The organism is Gilliamella sp. Nev3-1 (assembly GCF_001690435.1).
Lineage (GTDB): Bacteria > Pseudomonadota > Gammaproteobacteria > Enterobacterales > Orbaceae > Gilliamella > Gilliamella apicola_C.
The window spans coordinates 131,899-146,047 of the sequence record NZ_LZHN01000059.1; the positions used below are offsets into that span (position 1 = coordinate 131,899).

Genomic DNA, 14,149 nt, shown 5'->3' on the forward strand with positions numbered 1-14,149 from the left:
ATTAGCAAAAAGCGCAATGATTTGATGATTTGCGCTTTTTATTACGAATATTTTATTGCGATTTCAGCTTAACCGAGTTCCTTTTCGGTAAAAATACCACTAAATAAGTCAGTACTTAAATAACGTTCGCCAGAAGAAGGCAAAATGACAACAATGGTTTTATGCGCATTTTCAGGTAATTTAGCTAAACGATCGGCTGCAAAAACCGCAGCACCAGACGATATGCCAGCTAAAATGCCTTCTTTTTCCATTAATATACGAGCGGTATCAATAGCATCTTCGTTAGAAACTTTTTCGACCAAATCGATTAAACTTAAATCTAGATTTTCAGGAATAAAACCAGCCCCAATACCCTGAATTTTATGCGGTCCTGGCTTGATTGATTCACCTGCTAGCGCCTGAGTAATTACGGGTGAATTAGTTGGCTCAACGGCGACTGCAGTAATATTTTTACCTTGCGTTTTTTTGATATAACGTGTTACACCAGTGAACGTACCACCAGTTCCAATGCCAGCAACAAACACATCGATTTGACCATCGGTATCATTCCAAATTTCAGGACCAGTGGTTTTTTCGTGAATTTCAGGGTTAGCAGGGTTACTAAATTGTTGAAGCATGATATTTTTTTGTGGATTACTGGCAACAATTTCTTCGGCTTTATCAATGGCACCTTTCATACCTTTTGATGCTTCAGTCAATACTAAGTTGGCACCTAAAGCTTTTAACAGCTTTCTGCGTTCAATACTCATGCTTTCAGGCATAGTTAATGTTAGCTTATAACCACGAGCTGCAGCGATAGCCGCAAGTGCAATACCCGTATTACCGCTGGTCGGCTCAATTAATTCAACATCTGAAGTTAATAAACCACGCTTTTCCGCATCCCAAATCATATTCGATGCAATACGACACTTCACGCTAAAACTTGGATTACGTGATTCGACTTTAGCTAAAATATTACCATGACCAAAGTGTTTTAAACGAACAAGTGGGGTATGACCAATAGTTTGTGAATTATCATCAAATATTTTGCTCATTATCATTTCCTTATTTAGTCACAGTTAGATAGGCGACAGCCATCTATCTGGTTACTTAATCATATTCGCTATTATAAATCTATCTTAAAAAGATGGTACTAATTAATTAGTATAATGATATTCATTTAAGCTATAAGCAGGAAAATGGCTTTTTATCAAAAAGCTAAAAGCATATTTTGGTGCGAATAAAGGTTTAATAAAATTTCGATATTAAAATAAAAGTTAAATAAAATCAATGGTTTTACGAATTGTTTTTAACTTGCCAACTTTAAAAAAACTAAGAAAAATTGAACAAGATTAATGGAAAAAAGGATATCAAAATGGAGTAAAGTGGTAGGGTATTTAACCTGAAAGCAAAACAGGTTGGAGTCATTTATAAAATGAAGCTATGACCTTATCTTTTTGGTACTAAAAGTGTGGATACACCAAGTTATCTAGCCTTTTAGGTATATAGCAGATAAGTTGGATGCATAATTTAGAACTTATCTATATTTTATTTAGTTGTGGTAGCCTTCGTTTGATTAGAATCAAAATCAGCCCAATATAAAGTAGGTCAGGTTGAGTTAGGGGATATTTACTCAAACGTAAAAAAAGTATTAGGAACAGTACGGGTTAATCAAATACCATTATCAGCTAAATAGAACTTGAAGCCTTGTTGATGCACTAGCAAAGCTTTTACTTTTAATACAATCGGTTTACCATGCCGTTTGCCTACAGCATTAGCTGCCTGTTCATCGAAAGATAAGTGAACATAATGGCGGTCACCTGCAATTAACCCTTGTTCTTTAATTGAATCAATAAAACGAGTTGCCGTTCCATGATACAAAAATTCTGGTGGGATTTGTTGTTGATATTTGATTTCAATCTGTTTAGTTGAATGCCCTTGTGTAGCACGAATTTTTAACCCATCTTCTGAAATTGTAAAACGTTTTTTATCACTTGTTTTAACAACTTCCTCAATTATATCTCTGGTAAGATATTCACCATGGTGATTAGCTTGCATAATTAGCGTTTCAATCTCAATCCACCCATTAGAATCTAAAGCTATACCTATAGCTTCGGGTTGATGTCTTAAAATGTAACTTAGAAATTTACTCGTTTTTTCTAGTTTTTTGTTCAGTTTTACCCCTTAACTTTCTAAATTAGCACTTGAGGATATTTTTTAATATTTTTATATCAACAAGATAAATTCAATAATGACTTACTTTATTCTATTTCAATTAGAACAAAACTCTAATTTATCTTTGCATCGCTTAAAATTTTTATTTGCTATTTTTACTCAGAGTTAATGCCTGTCGTTCCACCATTTATAAAGCATCAAAACTTTGTTGTCGCAAGTTTTTTTAAGTCATAATTAAGCGCAAATTAACGTTAAAACAATAAAATATGGGTTTAAAAGGTGGGTTAAAATTGAGAAAACGATAGAAGAGCGTCTGAAACAGCAAGCAAAGCGTTATAAAAAATTTAAATACCCCAAACTGAGTACATAACTCATGTAGAAAATTAAGTTGCTTATTTGTAATAGTTTTTATTTAATCTGATGGACACCCAATAAAAAAGGACAACTGTCAGATTAGGTTTGAGCTAGAACAAATTATAATCTTTCAATTTATCTTCATTTTATACTTTATAATGCTTATTTCTCCTGCCTAAAATATTACAAAAACAAACGCATTCTCCTTTTATTATTTATTCAAAAATATTCAGAAAATTCATTGATTTTATTAGTTTTTTTGCAATCTCGGTTCTGATAAGAATCAATCTCCCTTTAATAACGCTACAATTTGCTTAATATCACTAGGTGTTGTTTGACAACAACCACCAATTAATTTAGCCCCTAATTTTATCCAAGTCGGTAATTGATTACTAAATGTACAATTATGTTGATGGTTTTTATGCCATTGTTTGGTAGTTGGATCGTATTGTTCGCCTGAATTTGGGTAGACTATTAGCGGTTTGGTGGTGAGTTTATTTAGTACCTCTAATGTTGGGGTGACGTTTTCTAATGCAATACAGTTAATGCCAATACTGACAATTTGCTCGATATTGTTTAAGTAGTTGATAACTTGTGATAATGGTGTGCCATCACTAAGGTGCTTTGAATCTTTTAGCGTTAATGAAAACCAACATGCCATTGTCGGGAATTGTGCGATAAGCGTAGTTAATGCTTTGATTTCTGCAAATGAAGGTAGGGTTTCACAAGCAAGAATATCAACTCCCGCTTCAATCAATGCTTGAATTCTGTCTTGATGAAAAGCAATAAAAGCCTCTTTATCAAGATGATAATTGCCTGTGTATTCTGATCCATTGGCAAGATATGCGCCGTAAGGTCCCACTGATCCGGCTATTAGTAAGGGTTTGTTTTGTTTGGTATCAGTTAAATACTGTTGTTTGGCTTGTTTTGCAAGTTCAACGCTGGTTTTAATTAGTTTGATAGATTCATCAAACGCAATGCCTTTTTGGGAAAACCCTAATGGTGTAGCTTGATAGCTGGCGGTGATGGCGCAATCAGCACCAGCTTTAAAATAATCATAATGGACTTGGCGGATTAATTCTGGTTTTTCAATTAATATTTTTGCCGACCATAAACTATCGTTAAGATCGCATCCGCGGCGCTGTAGTTCGCTAGCCAGCGCGCCATCAATAATAATGTGTTTTTTTTGCTTTAAGAGCGAGTGAATTAAATTATTATTGGTCATATTTTGTCACTCGCTTTTGGTAGGTTTGGGTAAAGTGGTGGGCAATAAAGCAAACAATCACAAATGGAATACCACAATAAAGCGCTATGCGTTGTTGAGGATCGAAAGCTAAGCCAATGCAGGCAATCAAACATAAAATAAAACCTAAAATTGGCACAAGTGGATAAAATGGTGCTTTATATTTTAGTGTGTTTTGTTCGGTTGTAGATAATTGCTTTCTAAAAAAGTAATGTGAAGCGCAAATGCTTAACCAAACAGCAACAACGGCAAAGCCTGAAATAGCTGTTAATGCCACAAATACGGTATTAGGAGCGATAACGCTTGTGAGCAATGCAAGTAATCCGCCTAACATACTCATTGTGATAGCAAATGCGGGAATACCATCTTTGGTCAGTTTGCTAAAGCATTTGGGTAATGTTCCTTGATTGGATAGCGACCATAGCATACGTCCTGATGCATAAAGGCCTGAATTAGCAGCAGATAAAATTGCAGTTAAAATCACAAAGTTAAGCATATCAGCAGCATAAGGCAGGCCAATGTTTTCAAAAACAGTGACAAAAGGGCTTTTTATCACGCCTGCTTGTTCCATTGGTAAAAGAGCCGCAAGAACAAAAATTGTGCCAATAAAGAATATAATAAGCCTTAAAATAGTGGTTTTGATAGCTAATGGGATGGTTTTTTCTGGTTGTTGGGTTTCACCTGCTGCAATGCCTATTAATTCAGTACCTGAAAAGGCAAAATTGACTGATACCATCGTCATAATAATCGGAGTGATGCCGTTAGGAAACCAACCATTATCGGTAATATTGTGCAAAAATGGGGCTGGCATGTTGTCTTTCATTGGGATAATGCCAAAAATGGCTGCTGCACCAGCAATAATAAAAATGACAATAGTAAGCACTTTGATAATTGAAAACCAAAATTCACTTTCAGCAAAAAATTGTGCAGTTATAATGTTTAATACAAAGATCACAATGCAAAATATTAAACACCAAATCCAGACTGAAACAGAAGGGAACCAGTATTGCATACATAAGCCTGCTGCAGTTAGGCTTGAGCCCAGTGCAACTGTCCAAGTTAGCCAATATAGCCACGCAACAGTATAACCTGTGCCAGGGCTAATAAAACGTGATGCATAAGTGTGAAAAGCGCCTGTTTCGGGCATGGCAACCGCTAGCTCTCCAAGGCATAACATAACTAAATAAACCACTAGTGCGCCAATTAAATAAGCAATAATTGTGCCGATAGCACCAGCGGTTGCAATAATATATCCAGTATTAAAGAATAAACCAGTACCAATCACACCACCGAGTGATAGCATAATTAAATGCCTAGTTTTCATGGTTCGTTTGAACTGGTTTTTATTTGATGCGTTGACCTGAGTGTTCATAAGAATGTTTTATTCGGTTAGTTTAAATTACATTCCGCCAATAAAACTGGCGGAATAATTAGGAAGTTAATTGAATTTATATTGATAATTTATTGAAGACTATTTAAAAATGCTTTTTTAGTCATTGTCTTATCATTTACCTTGACGTTGTCAAGGGCACGAGAATATTCAATGTCGGTGAATATACCTTGTTTACCGTCTTTACTGAAATTAACTATTGGTGAATTATATAAAAACATTTTGCTCATCATGACTAGATTCGAGCTTGCTTTATTAATTTGTTCTGGTGTGACGTTATCGGTATTTGGATGTTCTATTTGTGCTGAAATACGTCCTAATACATCAAATGGTGCGCTAAGCTGTAGTTTTAGGCGATCTATTTTATCAACATTATTATTATTATTTTCTAATGCATCTTTGCCTATATCTTTTACATCCATCACAAAATTAAAATTGATATCTCCAGCCGCGTTGTGCCAATTAAATTTGTTTAGTGAAAATTTTGTATGAACTGGGCGACTGCTATCAATAATTTCATCAAAGTCTTCAAGGCTAAATTGATCAGAAAATAGATCTTTATCGGCACCTTGGAAATTAAAGTCTAATGATACTTTTCCTAGATTTTGTTGTCCCCACAGAATTGAATCTATGCTACTAAATAATGAACCATCTACGGTATTAGCATTATTTAATGTGCTTTTTTGGTTTACAATCATGTTATTGATTACTACCGATTGAACTTTTGAAAATGAAGCGGTAGCAAAGGTGAATGCTAATTTATCGACGCTACTTTGTGTATCACCATTTTGGTTTTTGTAGTTAAAATTACCTTTTGATTGGAAATTATCAATATTAACCGTACTTTTTGTTATGCCATCTAGCGTGTATTTAGCATGTCCAATATTAAATTGGTATTCAAAGTCTTCTAGTGTATTAAGTGGTTTTAGCGATACATTAACATCTTTCAAACTATAATTGTTATCATCTGAAATGTAATCTAATTTATCCAATTGCACTTTAGCTTTCACGTCGGTAGCATCTGCATAGCTACTGAAGGTATAACTCCCGTTGCTCACATTGAGTATGCCATCATTGATGGAGGGTATTTCGCTTTGTGTGGCTTGAATTGCTTTATTGGCTAATTTTAGCGTGATATATTCGCCATAGCTTATTCCTATATGCCCAGCAATAAATGGTTGATTACCAGCAAGTTTCCAAAGTGTTGGATTGCTTTGTTCTGTCATTTCGTATTCTAGCCAAGCTTTTTGTGGGGCTAATGTCCCTTTAGCAAGCGCTGCAATAGGGAAAGGACCATGGTGGATGGTTATATCATCGTCAAATAAGGTTTTAGGCTTAGCATTTTCACCTAAAGTATTTTGAGGTGATACTGTTACAGTTAAATGTAATTTAGTTGAAAATATATTTTTTTCATAATTGCTTTTCATTACTGACACTGTAAAATCATCTTGAAATTCGTTAATTTTGGCTGTTATTTGTGCTAATTGATTATCGATATTATTTTCAATGATATTACCTGTTTGCCATGCCATGCCTACGTAGGCAACGCCTAATACAGCAACTATTCCTATTGCAAGTGTTGTTTTTTTCATTATGAGTCTCTTAGTTATTTTTGCTAGATTTAATATATTATTTTGATAATTTTAATCGATTTATACCTTATAGGCGATATTTTTTTAATATATTGAAAAATATTTATTTCTATATTTATTTCTATTTAGTTTACATGCCTTGTTTATATACGAATGTAAAGTGCCTAAATAGGCATGATTAAATTTGCATTTAAATATCGATACAATCAGTCAATGTAATCACGTTAGCAATTTAATTTATTCATTATTATTGTGTTTTAAAAAAATAAATTATAAAAAATTTTCAAAAAAATCTCTTTTATCTAATAGATGTCCATTTACGGTCACGTTCTGATCTCCTTTAGTGTATTTGATATCAGAATAATAACCTTCATTTTGATCTTTATTAAACGTAAACATTTTTGATTTACCAAATAGCTTTTTTGCATCCGTTTTTAATGTTGCAAAGGCGTTGGTTAGCTGTTCTTGGGTAACTTCGTTTGCATTGGGGGTTTTTATTTGCGCTAAATAATAGGCTAATACATTAAATGGCGCATCAATTTTTAACTTTAAACTATCAATGTTATCAATACCTAGCATGAGTTGTTGTAGTTCTGCCCATTCACCAGATATGTTACAGAAAAAATTCGCATTGATATCACCAGCTGGGTTTTTCCAATGTAGTTTATTTAATGCCAATTTGATGTTGGCTGGTGCTTGTTGGTTAACATCGGCTTCATAAAGGTCTATATCAAAATTGTTTAATATCATGGCAATATTAATACCTTGGTAGCTAAGATCTAAAGAACCATTACCTAAATGTTGTTGCCCAAACAATACTGATTGGGCATCTACTTTTAACCAACCATCTATCGTATTAGCCGTGCTTAAGGTATTTTCTTCTGCAATGGTGAGTTTTTCAATCATGATTGATGAGTCATTAAACTGGTTAATGTCAGGCTCAAATGTTATTTTATCTATTGTGACATGCGCATTAGAAGCTTGATATTTATTATTTAAACTCCCTTGGTATGTTAGGTGATCAAGTGTAAGGCGTGATGCTGAATATTCATCGATCAGAAAGGCTATTTTATTAGCGTTTATGGTGTAATTAATGCCTTTTTTTTCTGGGCTAGGCTCAGCTAATAAGTTGAATTTATTTAAAGTAATTGTTGGTTCTTTGGGATTGTCATAATAATTAAATTTATCAATATTGGCTTTGGCAACGATACTTGAAAAATCTTCATTGCTTTCAATTATAACATTGCCATCAGAAACATCTAAACCACCATGAATAAAATAATTAGCATCAAAATGTGAAGTGAATGCTGAATCAGTCAGTTTAAGCGCTTTATTAGTCAGTTTAATGGTGAGAAATTCGTGATAACTTATCCCCATATTGGCGGTGATAAACGATTGGTTACCCGCTAATTTCCAAAGCTCGGGCGCTGATTTTTCAGGCATTGCATAGTTGATCCATGCTATTTGTGGTGTAAATTTTCCTTCAGCTAGTGCCATCATAGGAAATGGCCCATGATGAATTGTAATTTCATCATTAAAAATAGTTGTTTCTGCTTGTTTTTTTTCTGCTTGCTTTTTGTCTTGTTCAAGTTGCAAATCGGTATCTTTGGGCACTAATTTAATGGTAAGGTGAAGTTGCGTTGAAAAAATAGCTTTTTGGTAATCGCTATATTCAATCACCACGTTAAACAAATTTTGATAATTATCAACTTGTTTTGTGATTTGTTGTATTTTATTGTCGATATTAGCTTCAATCATATTGCCAGTGTGCCAAGATGCGCCTATGTATCCTGAACCTAATACAGCAATAATTGCTATGGTAATAATGCTTTTTTTTATCATGATTTTCCGCTTATTTGGTTTAATTAATATTTGTTTTATTGAGCTGGTTCTTGATGCTCAGAAAACGCTTTTAATAAAGTTTTAATGTAGTCTATTCGTTCTGTTGATTGTAATTGTGAACGAAGTAATTTTAATCTATTGGCGCTTTCCAAACGGTAATTTTTCGGTTCTTTTTGAATTATTTCAATTAAATAATCAACCGATACCTTATTATTGCTACCAAATTCAATATAGCCACCTTTTTCACCAAATTCGATTTTTGTGATGCCTAATTGATTGGCGTGATAACGAATTTTGGTGGTTTCCAATAAAAATAGTACCGCATCGGGTAATTGACCAAAGCGATCTCGCATTTCGATTTGAATTTCTGTTAGCTCATCAAGGCTATTAATACTTGCAATACGTTTATAAAGCGATAATCGTGTATTTACATCAGGAATAAAATCATCAGGGATGAGTGTCGGTAAACGTAACTCGATTTCGGTTTGTTGGTTGTTGAGTAATGATTCAAGGGTTGGCTCTTTGCCTTCTTTGAGTGATTTAACGGCGTCTTCAAGCAATTCGATATAAAGATTAAAACCAATGGTTTCAATTTGTCCACTTTGATCGCTACCTAATAGTTCGCCTGCACCACGAATTTCAAGATCATGTGTCGCTAGGGCAAATCCTGCACCTAAATCTTCAAGCGAGGCAATGGCTTCAAGGCGCTTTTTAGCATCTTTGCTGAGCAATTTAGGGTGAGGTGTTAATAAGTATGCATAAGCTTGATGATAAGAACGACCAACACGCCCACGCAATTGGTGCAACTGAGCTAAACCAAATTTATCGGCTCGATCAATAATAATGGTATTAGCGTTAGGAATATCAATACCTGTTTCAACAATTGTTGTGCAAACTAGTACATTATAGCGTTGATGATGAAAGTCATTCATGACGCGCTCTAAGTCACGTTCATGCATTTGTCCATGACCAATGGTAATGCGTGCTTCGGGAACCAATTTTGCTAATTCTTCGCTGACTTTTTCGATATCTGATACATCATTATGTAAATAATAGATTTGACCGCCACGCAAAATCTCACGCAAAATGGCTTCTCTAATCACAAGATCATCATATTCTCGAACAAAGGTTTTTACCGCTAACCTGCGAGCTGGTGGTGTTGCAATAATAGAAAGATCTCGCATACCCGTCATTGCCATGTTGAGCGTTCTTGGAATTGGGGTGGCTGTTAGGGTTAAAATATCGATGTTTGCTCGCATTGCTTTGATGCGTTCTTTTTGACGTACGCCAAAACGATGTTCTTCATCAACAATTAATAAACCTAAATCTTTCCATTTAATATCTTCTTGTAATAATTTATGTGTACCAATGACGATATCAATTTTTCCCTCTCCAAGTGCTTCAATAATAGCTTTTTGCTGTTTGGCGGTCTTAAAGCGAGATAGGCTTTCGATGCGAATTGGCCAGTTGGCGAAACGATCGCAAAAGCTTTCATAGTGTTGTTCTGCAAGGAGTGTTGTGGGGACTAAAACAGCGGTTTGTTTATGATTAATTACCGCTAAAAAAGCAGCACGAATTGCTACTTCTGTTTTACCAAATCCAACATCACCACAGACTAATCTGTCCATGGCATAAGGCGAACACATATCGCCAATGACTGCACCAATAGCATTTTGTTGATCGTCGGTTTCTTGATAAGGGAATCCTTGGCAAAATAACTCATAGTGTTCTCGATCTTGTTTAAACTCGAAACCTGGTTTGCTTTCACGTTCAGCATAAATATCCAGTAGTTCAGCTGCGACATCTCGCACTTTTTCGGCCGCTTTTTGCCGTGCTTTACTCCATGTATCGGTGCCTAATTTATTTAGTGGAGCATTTTCTTCATCTCCACCAGAATAGCGACTAATTAAATTTAATGACGCAACAGGGACATAAAGTTTGGTATCGTTAGCATAGAGTAATATAAGGTATTCGGCTGTAATGCCACCTGTTTCTAATGTGGTGAGTCCTGCATATCGACCTACACCATGTTCCAAATGAACAACAGGTTTACCCGGTGTTAGCTCAGCTAAACTGCGAATAAGTGAGTCAGTATTAATGGCCTGCTTGTGTTCTTTTTTACGACGAATAATACGTCTGCCTAGTAGCTCATTTTCGGTAATAAATGCAAAATTATCTTGCTGATTAATAAAACCTTGTTCACTGGCACCAATCATTAGGTAAAAACGATTGTTGTTGCTTTGTTGCTCGTCAAGTTGATTGAGGGGTGTTGGGTGAATTCTAATTCGTCCTAAAATTTCTTGTAATGCTTCTTTACGTCCTTCTGATTCAACCGAAAATATGATTTTTCCTGTAAAATCTGCAATAAATTTTTCAAACTGTAAATAAGGATCTTTTTGCTGACTTTGAATGGCTATTTCTGGTAAAGCACAATAAGGTAGATTGATGTTTCTATTTGACTCAATAATTGGCTCGTGGGTTAAAACCATGCGTGGATATTGTTTGAAATAAGCAAATATTTCATCAGTTTTAGACCAGATCAAGTTAGGTTCTAAAAGCGGCCTCATTGGATCAACACCACGGCTATCAAAACGTTGACGAATATCATGCCAATATTTATTAGCGTATTGTTCAATATTTGCGGTATTGATGATGAGTGTCTTATCAAGAAAATAAGAACAAAGCGAAGTTAATGGCTCACTGAAAAACAGAGCTTGCCAATACTCAATACCTGTTGGCAAAATATTTTTACTCACTTGCTGGTAAATACTTTCTGGCTCTAATCTGACTTCAAATTTTTCGCGCCATTGGCTTCGAAATAGCTCAATAGCTGCTTTATCAAAGGGAAACTCATGAGCAGGTAGCAATTGGATTTGTTCTATTTCATCAAGTGTTCGTTGAGTTTCGGCATTAAAAGTGCGAATGCTGTCAATCTCATCATCAAAAAAATCAATTCGATAAGGGTGATTACTTCCCATCGGGTAGATATCAAATAGGGCACCGCGAGTGGCGTATTCACCATGTTCCATAACTTGGCTTACTGAACGATATCCTGCATTTTCAAGTTGTAAACGTAGGTTCTCTCGACTAATTTGTAAGCCTTGTTTCATTATAAACACATGCCCATTTAAATAGCTTTTAGGGCAGACTTTTTGCATTAATGTATTGATGGGTAAAATTAAAGCCCCTTTTTTTAGATGAGCTAAATGATACAAGCAAGACAAACGCTCAGAGATGATGTCTTGGTGTGGCGAAAAGCTATCATAAGGTAATGTTTCCCAATCGGGAAAAGAGATCGAAGGGAAAGGCGAGAACTGCTTTAGCTCTTCATCAATACGCGAGGCTTGTTGCATATCATCAGTAATAATCACAACTAAGCCATCATGAATATTTACGATTTGTGCACAAAGTTGTGATAAAGATGAGCCAACAAGTTGCCCAATGTGTTTTACTTCACCTGATTTTTTAGGTATTAACGTTGAAATATTTTGTGTTTTAGGCATGATGAGTTCGTTGAAATTGCTACAAGATTATAGGTTAGATTATAACGTAAGTACGTGGTTGTTTTCTATAACTGTTTAATCCTGTATGATAAGCACCTTGCATTTAACTCGTAAAACTTTGTCAAAAAGTTTCAGGTAATATATACGTTTATGTCAAAAATATTTCGCCCATTAGTGTTTTATATCGGTTTGCGTTATGTATATGGGCAAAAAACCGATGGTTTTGGTCGTTTTGTATCATGGTTATCAATGATTGGAATTATGCTGGGTTCTATTGGTCTAATCGTTGTATTATCTGTGATGAATGGATTAGAAGATCAAATGCAAAACAGTATTTTAAAGTTTTTTCCTCAAGCTCAAATTACCTCTAATCAAGGAAGAATTGATCCCAATGTCATTTTAAGTTCGCCTTTTGAAAAGATTACAGGAGTTAATCGCATTACGCCTTTAGTCACTAGTGATGTAGTATTACAAAGCGAACAAAGTATTACTGTCAGTACTTTAATGGGGGTAAAACCGGAAGATGAAGACCCAATAAGTGATTATATTTACATGGGTTCAATTTCGGATCTACAAGCAGGACAATATAATGTTATTTTAGGGCAAACGCTTGCCAATCAGTTAGGTGTTACAATAGGCGATAAAATTCGATTAATGGTGACAGATGCAAGCCAAATAACTCCAGTTGGGCGGATTCCTTCGCAACGTTTGTTTAATGTGGTTGGACTGTTTTCAGTTAATCATGATATTAATCAATCTCTTATTTATGTTAATCAATCTGATGCAAGAAATTTGTTACGTTATCCTGCCAATATGATCACTAGCTGGCGCTTATTCTTAGACAAACCCCTTGATATTGCATCGGTCACTAATACCGCATTACCAGAAGGGTTAGTGTTTAATGATTGGCGTGCAAAACGCGGTGAATTATTTCAAGCCATTAAAATGGAAAAGAATGTCATGGGATTATTGATTAGTTTAATTGTTATTGTTGCCGCTTTTAATATTATTACTTCATTAAGTTTACTGGTAATGGAAAAGCAAGGTGAAGTGGCTATTTTGAAAACGCAAGGTCTATCGCGATTTAAAATTATGTTCATTTTTATTATTCAAGGTGCAAGCTCCGGCATAATTGGCACGCTCTTAGGGAGTGTTTTAGGATTGTTACTTGCAGTCAACTTAAATGAAATCATGCAAGCGTTGGGCTTATCTTTAGCGGGTATTTTGCTACCGTCGCTCGTTGAGCCATCGCAAATTATTTTAATTATTATTGGATTGCTTATGTTATCGTTAATTTCAACTATTTATCCTGCATACCGTGCAGCCAATATTCAACCTGCTGAGGCTTTACGTTATGAATAATTCTGAAAAATTACTATCAGCAAACAATCTTTATAAAACTTATAAAGAAGGCAAAATGGTAACGGAAGTTTTAAAAGATGTTTCATTTGATATTTACCCAAAGTCGTTACTCGCCATTATTGGTAGCTCAGGCTCAGGTAAAAGTACATTATTACATTTACTTGGTGGGCTTGATAAACCCACTTCAGGTGATATCATTTTTAAATCACAGCAGTTAAATCAATTATCTGAACAAGAAAAAGCGCGATTGCGCAATCAAGAAATTGGCTTTGTTTATCAATTCCATCATCTATTACCTGATTTTACAGCATTAGAAAATGTAGCTATGCCACTGTTAATTGGTGGTGTTTCGCCAAATGAAGCAAAACAACGTGCTAGGGCAATGTTAGAATCCGTTAACTTAGTAAAACGAGCTAACCACCGTCCTTCTGAACTGTCTGGTGGTGAACGCCAACGTGTAGCAATAGGGCGAGCATTAATTAATAATCCCGCTTTAGTTATGGCTGATGAACCGACGGGTAATCTTGATAAATCAACGGCAGATTCTATCTTTGAGCTATTGATTAAATTAAATCGTGAACATGGCACTGCATTTTTAGTTGTTACGCATGATCTAGAGTTAGCCAGTAAACTTGATAAACAGTTGGTGATGAGAAATGGCAAACTATCTGATAGCGTATCATCAGATAAAAAGCTAATGGATAACTAA

At 35.0% G+C, this 14,149-nt stretch carries 9 protein-coding genes; 2 read left to right on the forward strand and 7 right to left on the reverse strand.

The window, feature by feature from the left end; translation table 11 throughout:
• Nucleotides 1-68: 68 nt before the first annotated feature.
• The 7 genes from cysK to mfd all read right to left on the reverse strand — a co-directional run bounded on the left by cysK (nucleotide 69) and on the right by mfd (nucleotide 12,078).
• Nucleotides 69-1,034 carry a cysteine synthase A gene (gene cysK, locus A9G40_RS09045; protein ID WP_065582781.1) on the reverse strand — a complete coding sequence of 322 codons (966 nt, stop codon included), beginning with the start codon at nucleotides 1,032-1,034 and terminating at the stop codon, nucleotides 69-71.
• 616 nt (nucleotides 1,035-1,650) lie between these two features.
• Nucleotides 1,651-2,154, reverse strand: coding sequence for an RNA 2'-phosphotransferase (locus tag A9G40_RS09050; RefSeq protein ID WP_065582782.1), 504 nt, complete (start codon nucleotides 2,152-2,154; stop codon nucleotides 1,651-1,653).
• A 637-nt stretch (nucleotides 2,155-2,791) separates the two neighbouring features.
• The gene (gene mmuM / locus A9G40_RS09055; RefSeq protein ID WP_065582783.1) at nucleotides 2,792-3,733 is read right to left on the reverse strand and encodes a homocysteine S-methyltransferase; all 942 of its coding nucleotides are present in this window, start codon (nucleotides 3,731-3,733) and stop codon (nucleotides 2,792-2,794) included.
• Nucleotides 3,723-5,123, reverse strand: coding sequence for an S-methylmethionine permease (gene mmuP / locus A9G40_RS09060; protein ID WP_065582784.1), 1,401 nt, complete (start codon nucleotides 5,121-5,123; stop codon nucleotides 3,723-3,725). The genes mmuM and mmuP overlap by 11 nt, the downstream gene beginning before the upstream one ends.
• An 89-nt stretch (nucleotides 5,124-5,212) precedes the next feature.
• Nucleotides 5,213-6,733 (reverse strand): YdgA family protein, encoded by a 1,521-nt coding sequence (locus tag A9G40_RS09065; RefSeq protein ID WP_065582785.1) that lies wholly within the window; start codon nucleotides 6,731-6,733, stop codon nucleotides 5,213-5,215.
• Nucleotides 6,734-7,003: 270 nt separating this feature from the next.
• Complete coding sequence (locus A9G40_RS09070; protein WP_065582786.1) at nucleotides 7,004-8,575, reverse strand: DUF945 family protein; 1,572 nt, start codon at nucleotides 8,573-8,575, stop codon at nucleotides 7,004-7,006.
• Between the two features lie 35 nt (nucleotides 8,576-8,610).
• Nucleotides 8,611-12,078 (reverse strand): transcription-repair coupling factor, encoded by a 3,468-nt coding sequence (mfd, locus tag A9G40_RS09075; RefSeq protein WP_065582787.1) that lies wholly within the window; start codon nucleotides 12,076-12,078, stop codon nucleotides 8,611-8,613.
• A gap of 159 nt (nucleotides 12,079-12,237) precedes the next feature.
• On the opposite strand from mfd, the gene lolC reads away from it, so the two are divergent.
• Together lolC and lolD are read left to right on the forward strand one after the other, a co-directional pair.
• Nucleotides 12,238-13,440, forward strand: coding sequence for a lipoprotein-releasing ABC transporter permease subunit LolC (gene lolC / locus A9G40_RS09080; protein WP_065582811.1), 1,203 nt, complete (start codon nucleotides 12,238-12,240; stop codon nucleotides 13,438-13,440).
• Nucleotides 13,433-14,149, forward strand: coding sequence for a lipoprotein-releasing ABC transporter ATP-binding protein LolD (gene lolD / locus A9G40_RS09085; protein WP_065582788.1), 717 nt, complete (start codon nucleotides 13,433-13,435; stop codon nucleotides 14,147-14,149). The genes lolC and lolD overlap by 8 nt, the downstream gene beginning before the upstream one ends.